At 37.9% G+C, this 18,901-nt stretch carries 15 protein-coding genes and 1 pseudogene; 13 read left to right on the plus strand and 3 right to left on the minus strand.

Annotation, left to right across the window (positions count from 1 at the left end; all coding sequences use genetic code 11):
- The first annotated feature begins 5 nt into the window (after positions 1-5).
- Complete coding sequence (locus ACKWBX_RS17430; protein ID WP_413970007.1) at positions 6-476, plus strand: hypothetical protein; 471 nt, start codon at positions 6-8, stop codon at positions 474-476.
- Between the two features lie 46 nt (positions 477-522).
- Here the strand turns inward: ACKWBX_RS17430 and ACKWBX_RS17435 are convergent, their stop codons facing one another.
- The gene (locus tag ACKWBX_RS17435; protein WP_413970008.1) at positions 523-858 is read right to left on the minus strand and encodes a helix-turn-helix domain-containing protein; all 336 of its coding nucleotides are present in this window, start codon (positions 856-858) and stop codon (positions 523-525) included.
- A 148-nt stretch (positions 859-1,006) separates the two neighbouring features.
- On the opposite strand from ACKWBX_RS17435, the gene ACKWBX_RS17440 reads away from it, so the two are divergent.
- From ACKWBX_RS17440 to ACKWBX_RS17460, 5 genes are all read left to right on the plus strand, one after another.
- Entirely contained in the window at positions 1,007-2,536 is a 1,530-nt protein-coding gene (locus ACKWBX_RS17440; protein WP_413970009.1) for a hypothetical protein, read from the plus strand.
- A 114-nt stretch (positions 2,537-2,650) separates the two neighbouring features.
- Entirely contained in the window at positions 2,651-3,580 is a 930-nt protein-coding gene (locus ACKWBX_RS17445) for a tyrosine-type recombinase/integrase (RefSeq protein ID WP_413970010.1), read from the plus strand.
- Entirely contained in the window at positions 3,573-4,460 is an 888-nt protein-coding gene (locus ACKWBX_RS17450) for a tyrosine-type recombinase/integrase (RefSeq protein ID WP_413970011.1), read from the plus strand. The genes ACKWBX_RS17445 and ACKWBX_RS17450 overlap by 8 nt, the downstream gene beginning before the upstream one ends.
- Positions 4,461-5,553: 1,093 nt before the next feature.
- Positions 5,554-6,474, plus strand: coding sequence for an RHS repeat-associated core domain-containing protein (locus ACKWBX_RS17455; protein ID WP_413970012.1), 921 nt, complete (start codon positions 5,554-5,556; stop codon positions 6,472-6,474).
- A 6-nt stretch (positions 6,475-6,480) separates the two neighbouring features.
- Positions 6,481-6,951: a hypothetical protein gene (locus ACKWBX_RS17460; RefSeq protein ID WP_413970007.1), complete on the plus strand. Its 471-nt coding sequence runs from the start codon at positions 6,481-6,483 to the stop codon at positions 6,949-6,951.
- Positions 6,952-6,997: 46 nt separating this feature from the next.
- Here ACKWBX_RS17460 and ACKWBX_RS17465 read toward each other — a convergent pair whose 3' ends face one another.
- Positions 6,998-7,333 (minus strand): helix-turn-helix domain-containing protein, encoded by a 336-nt coding sequence (locus ACKWBX_RS17465; RefSeq protein ID WP_413970008.1) that lies wholly within the window; start codon positions 7,331-7,333, stop codon positions 6,998-7,000.
- 148 nt (positions 7,334-7,481) lie between these two features.
- Here ACKWBX_RS17465 and ACKWBX_RS17470 point away from each other — a divergent pair, with 148 nt between their 5' ends.
- The 5 genes and pseudogenes from ACKWBX_RS17470 to ACKWBX_RS17490 all read left to right on the plus strand — a co-directional run bounded on the left by ACKWBX_RS17470 (position 7,482) and on the right by ACKWBX_RS17490 (position 13,534).
- Positions 7,482-9,011 (plus strand): hypothetical protein, encoded by a 1,530-nt coding sequence (locus ACKWBX_RS17470; protein WP_413970009.1) that lies wholly within the window; start codon positions 7,482-7,484, stop codon positions 9,009-9,011.
- Between the two features lie 114 nt (positions 9,012-9,125).
- Positions 9,126-10,055 carry a tyrosine-type recombinase/integrase gene (locus tag ACKWBX_RS17475; RefSeq protein ID WP_413970010.1) on the plus strand — a complete coding sequence of 310 codons (930 nt, stop codon included), beginning with the start codon at positions 9,126-9,128 and terminating at the stop codon, positions 10,053-10,055.
- On the plus strand, positions 10,048-10,935 hold the full coding sequence (locus ACKWBX_RS17480; RefSeq protein ID WP_413970011.1) for a tyrosine-type recombinase/integrase: 888 nt from the start codon (positions 10,048-10,050) through the stop codon (positions 10,933-10,935). Before ACKWBX_RS17475 ends, ACKWBX_RS17480 begins: the two co-directional genes overlap by 8 nt.
- Before the next feature lie 1,066 nt (positions 10,936-12,001).
- Positions 12,002-12,985: pseudogene (locus tag ACKWBX_RS17485) on the plus strand (RHS repeat-associated core domain-containing protein); the annotation flags it as partial.
- Positions 12,986-13,003: 18 nt separating this feature from the next.
- Positions 13,004-13,534: a hypothetical protein gene (locus ACKWBX_RS17490; RefSeq protein WP_413970013.1), complete on the plus strand. Its 531-nt coding sequence runs from the start codon at positions 13,004-13,006 to the stop codon at positions 13,532-13,534.
- Between the two features lie 57 nt (positions 13,535-13,591).
- On the opposite strand, the gene ACKWBX_RS17495 is transcribed toward ACKWBX_RS17490, so the two are convergent.
- Complete coding sequence (locus ACKWBX_RS17495; RefSeq protein ID WP_413970014.1) at positions 13,592-13,768, minus strand: hypothetical protein; 177 nt, start codon at positions 13,766-13,768, stop codon at positions 13,592-13,594.
- A 162-nt stretch (positions 13,769-13,930) separates the two neighbouring features.
- On the opposite strand from ACKWBX_RS17495, the gene ACKWBX_RS17500 reads away from it, so the two are divergent.
- Together ACKWBX_RS17500 and ACKWBX_RS17505 are read left to right on the plus strand one after the other, a co-directional pair.
- Positions 13,931-14,503, plus strand: coding sequence for an REP-associated tyrosine transposase (locus ACKWBX_RS17500; protein WP_413970015.1), 573 nt, complete (start codon positions 13,931-13,933; stop codon positions 14,501-14,503).
- 873 nt (positions 14,504-15,376) lie between these two features.
- The gene (locus ACKWBX_RS17505; protein WP_413970016.1) at positions 15,377-18,874 is read left to right on the plus strand and encodes a T9SS type B sorting domain-containing protein; all 3,498 of its coding nucleotides are present in this window, start codon (positions 15,377-15,379) and stop codon (positions 18,872-18,874) included.
- Positions 18,875-18,901: the final 27 nt, after the last annotated feature.

The following is an 18,901-nucleotide window of genomic DNA, read 5'->3' on the forward strand; positions in this document are numbered from 1 at the left end:
AAATTATGAATGAATTAGATAGGCTTTTAAAGAAAGATATTTCTAATGGTATTCCTCAAACAGGATTAGCTATAACTATTGCTTTTAAGTTGTCAAATAAATCTTTTGATAAATTACAAAGTCTAATGGGAAGTATTATAGAGATGAATACTAATGAAAGTCAAGACGATAAAGTTTGGGAAAAAACATTACCCAAATGGTTTGTTTTAAAAACGAAAAATATAACTAGAGATGACCTTTCTACAAATAACCAACTATGGGACTTTGGTTCTTGGATTGATGCTATAAGACAACGACAATGGAAATGGTGGGGTATTAAAAATCTTAATTCTAAAACAGTAATTTATTTAGAAACCATTGGTTACCCCTATAACATTGACCCATTTTTTTATATGCTTTATAGTATTGGAATAGAGCTCAAAGAAACATCTATTTTAGAAATATACCCAGACTCAAGTAACTTACAAGTTGTTTAACACTAAAATAAGTCTAAATGAAGCCACCTTTAACGAGGCGGTTTTTTTATGCGTAGGCTTTTTTAGTTTTAGTATCTCTGATAAAAGCATCAATAATTTTGGTAACCGTATTTCTATCATCTTCCGAAAGTCGCTGTATCTCTTTCATACGATTAAGCATATCAATATCCACGACTTCTAAATTATCATCTTCCGACATCAAATAATCGAGAGATACACCTAAAATCTGTGCTATTTTATTAGCGTTTTCAACAGACGGTACAATATCATCACGCTCATATTTAGAAATCGCATCACGAGAAACACCTACATACGAAGCTACATCTACTTGAGATAACTTTTTCTCTTTCCTAATCTTTGTAATCTTCTGTCCTAAACTCATAGAATAGTCTTCTTAATGTCTTTAAATAGTAGTAAACTATACGTTTTGGGCAAATATAATCAAATAATAATAGTATTGTCTTGATTTATTGAATAGTAATATCTAATATTGCAGAGTAAACAATACAAAAAATAGAAAACTCTGCATTATGAGTAAAAATATTTTGAATACCGCCAATACCAATAACTACGAATACTTCACGAATCATTTAGAGATACACGTATTAGGCGGTATAAAGCTGAATAAATTAGACAGTTTACGAGTAACATTAAGCATCAACAAAAAGGAGCATCACACGAAACTTCGCCATAATATTGATTTATACAACGATAACCAAGTCGAGAAATTAGTTAGAAAAGTAGCGGAACGCATAGAAATAGGAACATCGATAGTTAGAAGAATATTACAGGAACTAACCAACGAATTAGAAACCTATCGCCTATCACAATTAGAGCAAGAAGATGCAAACGAGTTTACCATAAGAGAACTCACAAAGAAAGAAGAAACCGAAGCCATTAAATTACTCAAAAAGCAAAATCTATTACAGCTTACAAATGACCTAATCGGAAATAGCGGAGTAATCGGCGAGGAAACCAACAGGCTGTTAATGTACATCATCTTCACTTCTCGTAAAAGCGCAAACCCATTGCATTGCATCAGCTTGGGAAGTTCCGGAACAGGAAAGACCCATTTACAATCTAAAGTAGCAGAACTCATACCAGAACACGACATCGTGGATATGACGGTTTTAAGCGAGAATGCCTTTTATTACTTCAATCGCACAGAATTACAACACAAGTTAATATTGATAGAAGATATGGACGGAGCAGAAAACGCACTCTATCCATTACGAGAATTACAATCAAAAAGAAGCATCACAAAACGAGTAAGCCATAAAGACAGAAACGGAAATACTAAGACGATAAAATTAACGGTTGAAGGTCCTGTATGTGTTGCAGGTTGTACCACACAAGAAAGCATTTACGAAGATAATAGCAATCGTTCCTTTTTATTATACATCGATGAAAGCCACGAACAGGACGAAAAAATAATGCAGTATCAACGTAAACTATCGGCAGGAAATGTAAACATCGATGCAGAATTAAAAGCTAAAAGACAATTACAAAATGTACAGCATCTACTTAAAAAAATACGAGTAGTAAATCCTTTTGCAGAACATTTACAATTACCACAATCTGTATTTAAACCACGTAGAACAAACTCACATTATTTACAATTTATTGAAGCTGTTACCTTTTACAAACAGTGGCAGCGCCACAGGCATTATGACAAAAACACTGGAGAGGAATATATTGAAACGACTATCGAAGATATTAAAGAAGCTAACCAACTTTTACAAGAGGTTTTACTACGTAAAAGCGATATGATAAGCGGAGCGTGTAGAAACTATCTTGAAGCGCTTAAAACCTATCTCAAAGCCAATAAACAAACTACGTTTACCAATGCAGAAATAAGACGAAATCTACGCATAAAAGGCACAACATTACGAAGATACCACACGCAGTTAATAGCAGATAATTACATCAAGAAAACCACTAATAATAAGTACAAAGGTTATATCTACGAAATCGTAAGTTACGAGGAATACACAGAGTTGCAGGAACAGATAAACAACGCTCTGGACAACTGTGTCAGCTTGATGGAAGTGAGCCAATGAGCCACCAATGGGCCACTTACAAAATGGCTCACTTAACTATCACATTTTAAAACAATTGCCAATAAAAATAGGTAAACCACTAAAAAGGTATGCCCTAATAAAAAACTGTCCAAAATGAAGCATCTAAAATTACAGAACGAACATTACAAAGTACTGGTCAAGAGTTACAAACAATGGTTGGATATACTTGGATATGCAGAAAGTACGGTTTACAATCTGCCCAATCATCTGCAAGAGTTCTTTTACTACTTGGAGCAAAAAAGCATCCTAAATATCAACCACATCACGGCAAAAACCACAAAGGAATATTACAGCTACTTGCAAGAGCGCAACAACGAAAGACGAAACGGAGCATTAAGTAAAAGCTACTTGAATAAACACCAACAAGCCTTAAAAAAGTTCAAGGAATATTTACAGAACCACAACCATAAAGGCATCCATTTACATCTGAAATATGAAACCAATCCAACAGAAGAAAAGTTAAATATACTCACGCAATCAGAAATCAAGGAACTCTTTACGGCTTGCAGTTACAGCCACGATGCAAAACGATTTAGGTTACGGGATAAAGCGATATTGAGCATTGTGTACAGTTGTGGCTTACGAAGAAATGAAGCAGTACACTTGGACGTTAAGGACGTACTTTTTGATAAGGAACGCCTGTACGTCAGAAAAGGAAAGAACTACAAAGAAAGGTTCGTGCCAATGAACGGTTACAACCTGCAAGTATTGGAAGATTACATCTTTGAAGCTCGACCAGAGTTCTACAATTACAAGGGCACCGAAGCCTTGTTGATAAGCCAACAAGGAAGAAGAATGGACGGAATGAGCATTGCCAACCGTTTAAAGGCCATTGTGTTGGCCACAGAAAACAAAAGCATCGAAAAGAAACAAATTACGTTACACACGTTACGCCACTCAATCGCCACACATCTACTGCAAAAGGAAGTGCCATTGGAAAGTATCAAATCCTTTTTAGGTCATAGCAGTCTGGAAAGCACACAGATTTACACCCACTTGTTAAAAACCGTTGAAAATGAATGATTATAAAATACATCTACAAAAGAAAGGGTATGCAGAAACCACAATCGAGAACTACATAAAACAAGCACAGTTATTTATAAAATGGTGCAATAGAAACCATACCACAGCTATCGAAATCGATTATAAGGATTGCTTGAAATACATCAAATACCTACAACGAAAAGGAACGACCAAAAAGACCGTAAACCATAGATTGGGACGAGTAAAAGTCTATCTAAATTACTTGGTGGAAGAAAATTATAAAAGTGAAAACCCAATCGAAAGTACCAACATCAAAGGCGTAAAAAGGATAGTCAATTACAACTTACTTGAAGCTGATGAATTAGAAGATTTATATTATAGTTATGAAACTGAAAACATCAAAGACCAGTATCATAAATTAACAGCTAAAAGAGATAGAATAATAGTTGGTTTAATGGTGTATCAAGGATTATGCACAACCAATTTAAAAGCGTTGGAAATAGAACACATAAAAGTCTACAAAGGTAAAATCTACGTTCCAGGACACAAGAAAATGAACGCACGAGAATTAGAGCTAAAACCTTGGCAAGTCATAGAATTATTAGAATACATCAAAGAAATTAGAGAAGAAATAAAACAACGTAGAAATATAGAAAGTGAACGCTTATTGATACCGAATAATGCACGATTGAGTAACACAATTACCAACATCATTAAAAAGCTGAAAAAGACCAATCACAAAGTTGAGAACATCAATCAAATCAGAGCATCAGTAATTACAAATTGGTTAGGACAATACAACTTGCGAAAGGTTCAATATTTAGCAGGACACAGATACATAAGTTCCACCGAAAGATATTTACAGGACGACTTGGAAAACCTACACGAAATCGTCAACAACTTCCATCCAATTAGCTGAATAAATCCACGCAAATCAAATCCAGTTTTATCGTACCTCAAAATCCTCTGTCTTTGCTTTGCTTCCTCGCCACACTTCTGCATTTTATTGGCTTGCCAAATCGCTCACACAGCACATTACTTTTTTAAGAAAATTAGTCGTTTAAAAGAAAGCAGAAATCTTAAAAAAGTAAAGAGCTGTTCCCACCGCCGAAAGCCAAAAAATGCCCCAAGCTATGTTTACATAATAGTAGTTATAAGAGCTTCCCTTTTGGTTGCCTACGGCTTGTTGTTATTGTTGCGGGCGTCGTTATAACTGCTATTATGTAAAATATCCGCTAATCCAACGCTTTTTACAGCCACTTCTTCCATCGCACTAGGAAAACGGAAATATTTACTTCGTAAGCCAACGCACCGAATTTGCATAAAAAAATCTTCACAAAAAGACATCAAGCGGAAAAGCTTGCTTTACTTCTTTGCTTGTTTTTTTACACAACTCGTTCCGCCAATCTTTGCGTGACGTTCCGTAGCCACTTAGGCTATCATTTTTAAAAGCTGAAGATTGCCTTTGCGTCGAATCCACCGCCTAAATCTTCATCTTTTAAAAACGGTTTTGCTCTTCTGAAAACGGTTTTACGTTTTAAAAGGTTGCGGAAGCTGTTGGCTGATGCGGATGAGTTCCGCAAGCTTTTAAAATGAAACAAACGAAGTGCGTTAGTCTTCATAATCTTCTGAATAATAACTAAAAATATAAATCCGAGTTCCGTTGTGAGCGTTGGAAGTATGGCGAATGGGAGTATTTTACATAAAACTGGTTATAACTACAGGTGGAGAAGCGTTGGACTTTTAGGGAATGTATTATAACCCGTTTTATGTAACATACCGAGGACGTGGGAGCAAGTGAAAGACAGAGGTTTTTGAGGCACGAAAATACTGGCTTTTACTTGCGAGGAATCTATCCTATTTTTTTATCTTTAAAGACTGAAAAGATGATGTAGAAAGGACGTTCTTATGAAAAATTTTTTGAGGGAAACCGCTGAAAACTGACCCGTAGTTGAAAAAAATGTGTAAACGTCTATCCCTTCGGTCTCGAACACAAAGGGTACAACAATGTGGTGAGCGCCAACAGTAACAGCGTGGCTTCCAAGTTCAGGTACAACGGAAAAGAAATCCAAGAAGAGCTTGGACTTGATATGTACGATTATGGTGCGAGATTCTACGACCCAGCTTTAGGAAGATGGTTCACGCCAGATGCAATGGCAGAAAAATATTATGACCAATCTGTTTATACTTATACCGTAAACAATCCTATTCTTTTTATTGACCCAGATGGAAATCAAGTAGAAATGTGTTGTAAGGAGTTGCTAAATACTCTTAAAAGGTGGCAAAGTCAAGGAAGTGCTATGACAACCAGAACAAGTCAAGCTTTTGATAGAGTTGCACAGCCTTACAGAGATGCTTCACAATTGGCGAGTAATACAGCTACGCAAGTTGTTCGAACATACGAAAACACACAGGGAAGTTCATTACAGACAACAAAATCTCTTTATGGTGTTCAAGCCCAAATGGGAGGTTCAGGTGTAGGGCTTACAAGTGGTATGCGTGTTGCTACAAATAAAGTTGCTAATGTCGCTAATGCGACAGAAGAGGCAAGTGATGCAACCAAGGTCTTTAGGGTTCAGGGTGGTGATATGCCTAATGCCAGTAAACAACGATTTGCGGTAGATGGCGCAGGTGATTTAAGTATACAAGGTGATGATATGTTATTTGTGACCTTTGATGACAAAGCTAGAGCTGTACAATTTTTACAAAAAAGAGGTGAAAATGCAGAATTGATTAGTTTTAATGTTAGTAGTGAATTTGCAAATGAAATAAGAAATAATGCTGTTCCTCAAAGATTAGGTAGATTGAACCCAGGTTCACCACAACAAGTAGACCAAACAGTAACAAATAACTCATTTGGTATACCTAAAGAGTATTTTGAAAAGTTACTGAAAAGTATAGACCAAAGTAGTATAAATAGAACTGCGCAGTAGTAAATTATGAATGAATTAGATAGGCTTTTAAAGAAAGATATTTCTAATGGTATTCCTCAAACAGGATTAGCTATAACTATTGCTTTTAAGTTGTCAAATAAATCTTTTGATAAATTACAAAGTCTAATGGGAAGTATTATAGAGATGAATACTAATGAAAGTCAAGACGATAAAGTTTGGGAAAAAACATTACCCAAATGGTTTGTTTTAAAAACGAAAAATATAACTAGAGATGACCTTTCTACAAATAACCAACTATGGGACTTTGGTTCTTGGATTGATGCTATAAGACAACGACAATGGAAATGGTGGGGTATTAAAAATCTTAATTCTAAAACAGTAATTTATTTAGAAACCATTGGTTACCCCTATAACATTGACCCATTTTTTTATATGCTTTATAGTATTGGAATAGAGCTCAAAGAAACATCTATTTTAGAAATATACCCAGACTCAAGTAACTTACAAGTTGTTTAACACTAAAATAAGTCTAAATGAAGCCACCTTTAACGAGGCGGTTTTTTTATGCGTAGGCTTTTTTAGTTTTAGTATCTCTGATAAAAGCATCAATAATTTTGGTAACCGTATTTCTATCATCTTCCGAAAGTCGCTGTATCTCTTTCATACGATTAAGCATATCAATATCCACGACTTCTAAATTATCATCTTCCGACATCAAATAATCGAGAGATACACCTAAAATCTGTGCTATTTTATTAGCGTTTTCAACAGACGGTACAATATCATCACGCTCATATTTAGAAATCGCATCACGAGAAACACCTACATACGAAGCTACATCTACTTGAGATAACTTTTTCTCTTTCCTAATCTTTGTAATCTTCTGTCCTAAACTCATAGAATAGTCTTCTTAATGTCTTTAAATAGTAGTAAACTATACGTTTTGGGCAAATATAATCAAATAATAATAGTATTGTCTTGATTTATTGAATAGTAATATCTAATATTGCAGAGTAAACAATACAAAAAATAGAAAACTCTGCATTATGAGTAAAAATATTTTGAATACCGCCAATACCAATAACTACGAATACTTCACGAATCATTTAGAGATACACGTATTAGGCGGTATAAAGCTGAATAAATTAGACAGTTTACGAGTAACATTAAGCATCAACAAAAAGGAGCATCACACGAAACTTCGCCATAATATTGATTTATACAACGATAACCAAGTCGAGAAATTAGTTAGAAAAGTAGCGGAACGCATAGAAATAGGAACATCGATAGTTAGAAGAATATTACAGGAACTAACCAACGAATTAGAAACCTATCGCCTATCACAATTAGAGCAAGAAGATGCAAACGAGTTTACCATAAGAGAACTCACAAAGAAAGAAGAAACCGAAGCCATTAAATTACTCAAAAAGCAAAATCTATTACAGCTTACAAATGACCTAATCGGAAATAGCGGAGTAATCGGCGAGGAAACCAACAGGCTGTTAATGTACATCATCTTCACTTCTCGTAAAAGCGCAAACCCATTGCATTGCATCAGCTTGGGAAGTTCCGGAACAGGAAAGACCCATTTACAATCTAAAGTAGCAGAACTCATACCAGAACACGACATCGTGGATATGACGGTTTTAAGCGAGAATGCCTTTTATTACTTCAATCGCACAGAATTACAACACAAGTTAATATTGATAGAAGATATGGACGGAGCAGAAAACGCACTCTATCCATTACGAGAATTACAATCAAAAAGAAGCATCACAAAACGAGTAAGCCATAAAGACAGAAACGGAAATACTAAGACGATAAAATTAACGGTTGAAGGTCCTGTATGTGTTGCAGGTTGTACCACACAAGAAAGCATTTACGAAGATAATAGCAATCGTTCCTTTTTATTATACATCGATGAAAGCCACGAACAGGACGAAAAAATAATGCAGTATCAACGTAAACTATCGGCAGGAAATGTAAACATCGATGCAGAATTAAAAGCTAAAAGACAATTACAAAATGTACAGCATCTACTTAAAAAAATACGAGTAGTAAATCCTTTTGCAGAACATTTACAATTACCACAATCTGTATTTAAACCACGTAGAACAAACTCACATTATTTACAATTTATTGAAGCTGTTACCTTTTACAAACAGTGGCAGCGCCACAGGCATTATGACAAAAACACTGGAGAGGAATATATTGAAACGACTATCGAAGATATTAAAGAAGCTAACCAACTTTTACAAGAGGTTTTACTACGTAAAAGCGATATGATAAGCGGAGCGTGTAGAAACTATCTTGAAGCGCTTAAAACCTATCTCAAAGCCAATAAACAAACTACGTTTACCAATGCAGAAATAAGACGAAATCTACGCATAAAAGGCACAACATTACGAAGATACCACACGCAGTTAATAGCAGATAATTACATCAAGAAAACCACTAATAATAAGTACAAAGGTTATATCTACGAAATCGTAAGTTACGAGGAATACACAGAGTTGCAGGAACAGATAAACAACGCTCTGGACAACTGTGTCAGCTTGATGGAAGTGAGCCAATGAGCCACCAATGGGCCACTTACAAAATGGCTCACTTAACTATCACATTTTAAAACAATTGCCAATAAAAATAGGTAAACCACTAAAAAGGTATGCCCTAATAAAAAACTGTCCAAAATGAAGCATCTAAAATTACAGAACGAACATTACAAAGTACTGGTCAAGAGTTACAAACAATGGTTGGATATACTTGGATATGCAGAAAGTACGGTTTACAATCTGCCCAATCATCTGCAAGAGTTCTTTTACTACTTGGAGCAAAAAAGCATCCTAAATATCAACCACATCACGGCAAAAACCACAAAGGAATATTACAGCTACTTGCAAGAGCGCAACAACGAAAGACGAAACGGAGCATTAAGTAAAAGCTACTTGAATAAACACCAACAAGCCTTAAAAAAGTTCAAGGAATATTTACAGAACCACAACCATAAAGGCATCCATTTACATCTGAAATATGAAACCAATCCAACAGAAGAAAAGTTAAATATACTCACGCAATCAGAAATCAAGGAACTCTTTACGGCTTGCAGTTACAGCCACGATGCAAAACGATTTAGGTTACGGGATAAAGCGATATTGAGCATTGTGTACAGTTGTGGCTTACGAAGAAATGAAGCAGTACACTTGGACGTTAAGGACGTACTTTTTGATAAGGAACGCCTGTACGTCAGAAAAGGAAAGAACTACAAAGAAAGGTTCGTGCCAATGAACGGTTACAACCTGCAAGTATTGGAAGATTACATCTTTGAAGCTCGACCAGAGTTCTACAATTACAAGGGCACCGAAGCCTTGTTGATAAGCCAACAAGGAAGAAGAATGGACGGAATGAGCATTGCCAACCGTTTAAAGGCCATTGTGTTGGCCACAGAAAACAAAAGCATCGAAAAGAAACAAATTACGTTACACACGTTACGCCACTCAATCGCCACACATCTACTGCAAAAGGAAGTGCCATTGGAAAGTATCAAATCCTTTTTAGGTCATAGCAGTCTGGAAAGCACACAGATTTACACCCACTTGTTAAAAACCGTTGAAAATGAATGATTATAAAATACATCTACAAAAGAAAGGGTATGCAGAAACCACAATCGAGAACTACATAAAACAAGCACAGTTATTTATAAAATGGTGCAATAGAAACCATACCACAGCTATCGAAATCGATTATAAGGATTGCTTGAAATACATCAAATACCTACAACGAAAAGGAACGACCAAAAAGACCGTAAACCATAGATTGGGACGAGTAAAAGTCTATCTAAATTACTTGGTGGAAGAAAATTATAAAAGTGAAAACCCAATCGAAAGTACCAACATCAAAGGCGTAAAAAGGATAGTCAATTACAACTTACTTGAAGCTGATGAATTAGAAGATTTATATTATAGTTATGAAACTGAAAACATCAAAGACCAGTATCATAAATTAACAGCTAAAAGAGATAGAATAATAGTTGGTTTAATGGTGTATCAAGGATTATGCACAACCAATTTAAAAGCGTTGGAAATAGAACACATAAAAGTCTACAAAGGTAAAATCTACGTTCCAGGACACAAGAAAATGAACGCACGAGAATTAGAGCTAAAACCTTGGCAAGTCATAGAATTATTAGAATACATCAAAGAAATTAGAGAAGAAATAAAACAACGTAGAAATATAGAAAGTGAACGCTTATTGATACCGAATAATGCACGATTGAGTAACACAATTACCAACATCATTAAAAAGCTGAAAAAGACCAATCACAAAGTTGAGAACATCAATCAAATCAGAGCATCAGTAATTACAAATTGGTTAGGACAATACAACTTGCGAAAGGTTCAATATTTAGCAGGACACAGATACATAAGTTCCACCGAAAGATATTTACAGGACGACTTGGAAAACCTACACGAAATCGTCAACAACTTCCATCCAATTAGCTGAATAAATCCACGCAAATCAAATCCAGTTTTATCGTACCTCAAAATCCTCTGTCTTTGCTTTGCTTCCTCGCCACACTTCTGCATTTTATTGGCTTGCCAAATCGCTCACACAGCACATTACTTTTTTAAGAAAATTAGTCGTTTAAAAGAAAGCAGAAATCTTAAAAAAGTAAAGAGCTGTTCCCACCGCCGAAAGCCAAAAAATGCCCCAAGCTATGTTTACATAATAGTAGTTATAAGAGCTTCCCTTTTGGTTGCCTACGGCTTGTTGTTATTGTTGCGGGCGTCGTTATAACTGCTATTATGTAAAATATCCGCTAATCCAACGCTTTTTACAGCCACTTCTTCCATCGCACTAGGAAAACGGAAATATTTACTTCGTAAGCCAACGCACCGAATTTGCATAAAAAAATCTTCACAAAAAGACATCAAGCGGAAAAGCTTGCTTTACTTCTTTGCTTGTTTTTTTACACAACTCGTTCCGCCAATCTTTGCGTGACGTTCCGTAGCCACTTAGGCTATCATTTTTAAAAGCTGAAGATTGCCTTTGCGTCGAATCCACCGCCTAAATCTTCATCTTTTAAAAACGGTTTTGCTCTTCTGAAAACGGTTTTACGTTTTAAAAGGTTGCGGAAGCTGTTGGCTGATGCGGATGAGTTCCGCAAGCTTTTAAAATGAAACAAACGAAGTGCGTTAGTCTTCATAATCTTCTGAATAATAACTAAAAATATAAATCCGAGTTCCGTTGTGAGCGTTGGAAGTATGGCGAATGGGAGTATTTTACATAAAACTGGTTATAACTACAGGTGGAGAAGCGTTGGACTTTTAGGGAATGTATTATAACCCGTTTTATGTAACATACCGAGGACGTGGGAGCAAGTGAAAGACAGAGGTTTTTGAGGCACGAAAATACTGGCTTTTACTTGCGAGGAATCTATCCTATTTTTTTATCTTTAAAGACTGAAAAGATGATGTAGAAAGGACGTTCTTATGAAAAATTTTTTGAGGGAAACCGCTGAAAACTGACCCGTAGTTGAAAAAAATGTGTAAACGTCTATCCCTTCGGGCTTGAACATAAAGGTTACAATTCGGTAGTGAATGGAGTGGAGAACAACTACATGACCTATAACGGAAAGGAGCTTGATAAATCTCTGGGTTTAGACTGGCTGGACTTTGGTTGGCGAAATTTTGACCCTGCTTTGGGCCGATGGTTCAACATGGATAATTTGGCAGATATGATGAAAAGCTACTCCCCCTATAGCTATGCTCTGAACAATCCAATCTATTACATTGATATCGATGGACTCATGCCAGGGGGAGCAGACCGTATTACCGATTATTACCGTACCGGTGATGGGACAGTTATCTATGACCCGGATGTACACGGACCAGGGGATGTTCCGGACGGTGCAACCTACATAGGCCCTTCCTATTATAATCCGGAAACAGGAACTTTGTGGGGGCCTGGTGGGGTTCCGAGTTCTACGGGAGCCATAAATTTAGATGGAGTAGTGGTAACGGCTAGTAGTCCAAGTTCCAATGCTTCCGATGACGGTTGGGACGGAATATCTAGTTGGGGTATAGGTACTGAAGACAGGGGGCGAAGAGGAAGGCGAAAAGGAGAATTAAACTATGATGATCTACCTGGGGCTGGAAGTGCTAAGGGAGGCGGCAATCCATGGGTAAGGCTCATAGAGTGGTTGACCGGTACTTTTGATAGAGCTACGGATGTACAGCAGGTAGTGACTTCCCCGGTACCTGAAGCGAATAAAAGCACAATGGAACAAAAACCGGAACTAGAACCGAATGTTCAATATCCATTTAGTTTTTTCCTAATTACCTTTGATGAGGGTTCCATGGAAAATGTCTTCAGTACTAGTTATTCTGGATTTGGTACATTGGGAGATCAAGAAGCTGCGGTTAAGAAAGCGGACAGTTTGCTTTCAGCAGACTCTAAGCGTGATTCGGTAAGTGTAAGCCCACACTTTACTAGGGCAAGAGGTTCTAATGAAATTAGAACGGTCCGTGATACAACGATAAGGAGAAATTAAATTAAAGATGAATAATTTATGTTCAACAATAAAAAAAAGTTTAATGATGCCATCCTGTTTTTTTTAATTGCTTTAGTGATTATTCAATTCTCTAGTTGCAAGGGTGAGGATAAATCAAAAGCTATTACAAATAAACAGGTTGGTTTTAAAATAGAAACATCATCCGATACCATATACCAAGGTGAATATGCAAAAAGTTTTGCTTTCTTGGAAAAACCTTTTTTTAAAAACTCTGGAATGGTTGTCTACATGGAGAATGATGACGAATATTCACTTAAAGAGGATTTGTCAAATGAGTACGATGTAAATATGGAAATTTTTGTTAATCTAAGACATGATACGATTAATCAAAAATGGATGAAAGGCAATGATTTTGATAAAACCGTAGTCTTTGGAAAAAAGTTTGATTCGACTGGCAGTAATACCATTAAGGGCTACATTCTGGAATATTACAATAAAGATTTACCCATCGATTCTGTTTTCAAAAGCAAGAAGGTTAAAAAGTATTACTTTGAAAAAGAAATCTATGTAGATAGCACACTAGAATAATGAATTATTTTCAGAGAGGATTTATAGAAACCGCCCGCAAGGTGGTTTTTTTATGCCCTAGAGCCCAACAGGTCTTTCAAAGAGATTGTTCTCTATACGGTGGATGATAAGGGCCTCGACCTCGCTCGGATGTTTTAAATTAGGTGTGCCGGGCATGTAGGTATTGTAATCCGTTTTACAGTTCGGGCATATATGGCCGACCAGGGAGCAGGAGCATTTATTACAATATGCCATAATATTTATGATTTTGGTGCTACCCCTGTTCAAGCTATAGTCCCCCCCCCGCTAGCGCGAGCATCTTTCTGCTCGTGCCGTCCAGAGTAAGCAATAACGATTAGAAATATAAACAGGTAAAAAGCCACGAAGGAGATGTCGCGGTTTTTGTATTTTTAGTCGATGAGCAGAAAATACAAGTTTCAAAACCCCTCGGCGGCTTATTTTGTAAGTTTCGCTACGGTCTATTGGCTAGATGTTTTTACAGGACAAGTATATTTTTCAATCTTAGAGGAAGCGGTAACGTATTGTAGAACTGAAAAAGGAATGGAGATATTTGCCTATTGCTTCATGCCGAACCATGTTCATCTAGTATTCAGGTCAGACCATGAAGACCCTTCGGGTCTGTTACGGGATTTTAAAGGTTTCACGGCTAGAAAGTCGATAAGGGCGATAGAGGAAAATCCTCAAGAAAGTAGAAAAGAATGGCTTTTATGGATGATGGAAAGGGCAGGGAAGAAGAAAAGCAATGTTGTGAAAAGGCAGTTCTGGCAACAGCATAACAAACCTATAGAATTGTGCATCGGAAAAGTCATCAAACAAAAGATAGGGTATATACATAACAACCCTGTTGAACAAGGCTTCGTTACCGACCCAGTAGATTGGAAATACAGCAGTGCCAGAAATTATGCCGATGACGATACTATTTTGAAAATTGATAATGAGGGCATGCATTCGGGTATGATGGAACCGTGATTATTGCATAACAAAGCGGGGCACGAGCGCGACGCTCTCGCCAGCGGGGGTATATTCATCGGCATCGAATTATTTAGAGAAAGAATTAATATTGCCGGAGGTTACGGTTTTACCGTAGCAGCGCAGCTACTGCGAAGCGGGGTATTCTTTGCGCATACACAAAAAAGACCCATTATTACTTTCAAGTCATTTCGAAGGAAAGCATGACTGAGAAATCTCAACAAAATCCATAGATTTCTCGCATTCGCTCGAAATGACCCAGTTGCCACGTTTTGTCATTTCGAAATGAGCGTAGCGATCGAGAAATCCCAACAAAAGGTTTTCCGTCATCCTGAGTGGAGCCGAAGGAAAAGGAAAGTGCACAACTCTACTTTGAACATAAATGATAGAAACACGTTAGCTATTTAAAAACAAGGTTAGCATATTGAGATTTCTCGCATTTGCTCGAAATGACATCCCCAAACTAAGAGCTACTGTTCACTACCGAAGGCAGACAGTATGAACAGCGGCATTCTGCGTGCATGCTCCAAAAAGAATCATTGTTACTTTCCGGTCATTTCGAAGGAAAACATGACTGAGAAATCTCGACAAAATCCATAGATTTCTCGCATTCGCTCGAAATGACATTCCCAAACTAAGGGCTACTGTTCACTACGGAAGGGTAGATAAGCGTGAACAGTGACCGTACCGAATAAGAGTATACAGGACCATTGCGAAATCCAATTTATTTAGTAGCATATTTTACCACGTATTTTATGTATAAAAACGTTAGGAAAAATACACTTCGTCCATAGTTTTTACGTTATGTAGTAAAATACCTACTATGTCTTAATAGTTGTTTATTTTTGTTCCGTATACCAACACGACCAAATCTTGAAAAAAATAATTACCGCCTTTCTTATAATCGTAAGTTCCCATGCCCTTTTTGCACAAAAGGAAGCCGCAATCTGGTATTTTGGTAAAAACGCAGGACTCGATTTTAATTCGGGAACACCCATTGCATTAACAGATAGTGCAATGTATACGGATGAGGGTTGTGCTACAGTTTCAGATTCTAATGGTAATCTTCTCTTTTACACCGACGGCAGTACGGTGTGGAACAGAAACCACGCTGTAATGGCCAATGGCACAGGTCTAGGAGGAAATATAACCAGCACCCAGTCCGCAATAGTTGTTCCGATGCCCGAGTCTCCCAACTTATACTATGTTTTTGCGGTTATGAGTGATACCAACTTACCGGGTCTTACGTATTCGTTAATCGATTTGAGCTTGGATGGGGGCTTAGGGGATATTACCACTCAAAAGAATATACAATTAGAATCTTTTGTATCAGAAAAGTTAACTGCGGTGCAACATGCTAACGGAAGAGATATATGGGTTCTTGCCCACAGATGGGATAGCGATGCTTATTTGGCCTATTTGGTTACTCCCACAGGTATAAATCCAGTAGCCATAGAATCTAATGTGGGAGAACCCCATAGGGAAACTTTACCTAATGGGTCCTGGAATTTTGCTGGGTATCTTAAGGCTTCCCCTGACGGTAGTAAATTGGCAGGTTGCATACCTACCATGGGCATCGTGGAACTCTTTGATTTTAACAATGCAACAGGGGAAATAGGTAATGTACGGAAATTGGACGAGGATGTTTCCAAGCAATACTACGGTATAGAGTTTTCGCCTAGCGGCAGGTTCCTGTATTTGGTAGATAGCAGACTTGGTTTACCGCGTTTTAGTAGACTATATCAATATGATACCGAAAGTACTGATATTAGAGGCTCCAGTGTTCTGATACATGACAATATGGGCCAAATAGGCGTGGCTCTAGGCGCTCTCCAATTGGGAATAGATGGAAAGATATATGCCTCTAACTTTAATAACCTATACCTAAGTTCCATAGAAAATCCAGAGGAAAAAGGTTTGGCATGTAATTTTTTAGGAGAAAGTGTTCAACTCAATGGAAGACGTGCCTCTGTGGGACTCCCTCAGTTCATCCAATCCTTTTTTCTGGTATCCTTTACCGCTCAAAATTTATGTTTCGGTGAGATTACTCAATTTGATCTTAATGCGACCGAGCCCATAATTAGTAGCAATTGGGATTTTGGTGACGGTAACACTTCCACTATGGAGAACCCCACGCATACCTATGGAGCTACTGGGAATTATATCGTGTCGGTTACGGTTACAACTGCAACGGAAACCAAAACTGAGACTCGGGAAATCACTATTTATGAAACGCCGACGGCTAATACGGTCTCAACCTTTGAGGTGTGTAGCGTACAACCTACATACGACTTTGATCTTTCTACAAAGAATCCCGAGGTTTTGGGAACACAAAACGCAAACGATTTTGATATAAGTTATCATCCAAGTCAGCTCGATGCCGAGAACAATGTAAACAGCTTACCCAATCCTTACCCGAACACATTGGAGAGCGAGATTATTTTTGTCCGGATTCAAAATAAGGGAAATCACGGTTGCTTTGACACCACTAGTTTTGAACTACGGGTAAAACCCGCCCCGACTCTCTATCCCGTAATGGATTGGACCGTTTGTGATACGGATACCGATGGGGAATTTGAATTTGTTCTATCCGATAAGAATACGGAGATTTTAAATGGGCAGGACAGTACCACATTTAGTATTTCCTTTTATGAAACGGAAGCGGATGCCATGGTGGATTCGCATGAAATAGGCCCTGTTTATACCAACACTACACCTGTTCAGGAAATCTTTTTCCGTTTATACAATAGTACGTACAACGAGTGTTTTGAAACGGGCAGTTTTACCTTGGAGGTATTGGACGGCGTAATGGCCAACCGACCAACGGATTTTGTCAGTTGTGATACGGATAACGATGGCCTACTATTATTTGACTTATCGGACAAAAATGCGGAAGTCATTGCGGCCCAGAACCCGGCCGGCCTATCCGTGAGCTATCATGCTACTCAGATGGATGCGGAAAATGGGACCGGTGCCTTGAATACGGATTACACCAATAGCACGCCCTATTCCGAGACGGTTTTCGTAAGAGTGGAAAACACGGCAGACCCTAGCTGTTATGATACTACTTCATTAGAGCTAAGGGTGTTCGATACACCGGTAGTACAAAATGTTGACGCTTGGTATGTATGTGAGGACAATACCGATGGCATCTTTGATTTTGACCTAACCGAAAAGGAAGCTGAAATTCTAGGTTCGCAAAGTAATTCTACTTATTCCGTTCTTTTTTATGAAAATGAAACGGATGCAGAACAAAATATGAATCCGATCACTGGTTCCTATACCAATACCAGCAATCCGCAGACTGTATATTATCGTGTTCATAATGCGCAAAACGTTGCTTGTTCTATAGTAAGTGAATTCAACATTGAGGTGTTGAACGGTCCGGTCGCCCATAAACCCTCGGATATGAATCGCTGCGATGTAGCTGAAACCGGAAAAGCGAATTTTGATTTTTCCGTAAAGGATCAAGAGGTATTGAACGGACAAGATTCCAATGAATACGAAATCAGTTATTTTATAAGTGAGGCCGATGCCATCAGCAATATGAATACACTTCCAAAAACCGGATACGTGAATGATATGTTGACCGAGACTATTTTTGTACGGACCAATCATTCCCAACTGGAATCCTGTTATGAGATTACCAATTTCAACATCAATATAATCCCGTTACCACAGCCAGATATAGAGGAAACGTATGTCATCTGTCCCGATAGTCCCGAATTGATAGTCGATGGAGGCGATTTTGAGACTTGGTCTTGGAGAAATGGGAGCAATATTGAAATAAGTACGGATAGGATTATTGACATTGTTGCCATCGGGGATTACAGCTTGACCGTTACCCAGACCACGAACGGGGTTGCCTGTGAAAAGACCGTTGCCTTTGAGGTGGTCTCCTCGGGTGCGCCCGAAGATTTTACTGCGGAAATAGGGGTGCCATCGGATAATGTGGAAATACGGGTCAGTGTTATCGGCACGGGAGAATTTGAATATTCCGTAGATGGCGAGAACTTTCAGGACAGCGATCGTTTGGAAGTATTTCCCGGAGTGTACACGGTCTTCGTAAGGGACAAGTATTTATGCCGTACGATAAGCCGGGAGGTCATTGCCTTGGGGTACCAGAACTTTTTTACGCCCAATGGGGATGGGTACAATGAATATTGGAACATTATAGGGGCCAAAAATTATCCCGGATCCAGACTATTTATCTATGACCGTTACGGAAAGTTATTGACTCAGGAATCGGCTACGGGACTTGGATGGGACGGTACGTTGAACGGTACGCAATTGCCAGCTTCGGATTATTGGTTCAAATATATTTATGATGATGGGAAGGTTTTTACGGGCCACTTTTCCTTGAAACGATAAGAATTCCACTTACACGCCTTTTTCGTA

Origin of the sequence: Maribacter algae (assembly GCF_047345745.1) — a bacterium.
Taxonomy (GTDB): Bacteria; Bacteroidota; Bacteroidia; order Flavobacteriales; family Flavobacteriaceae; genus Maribacter.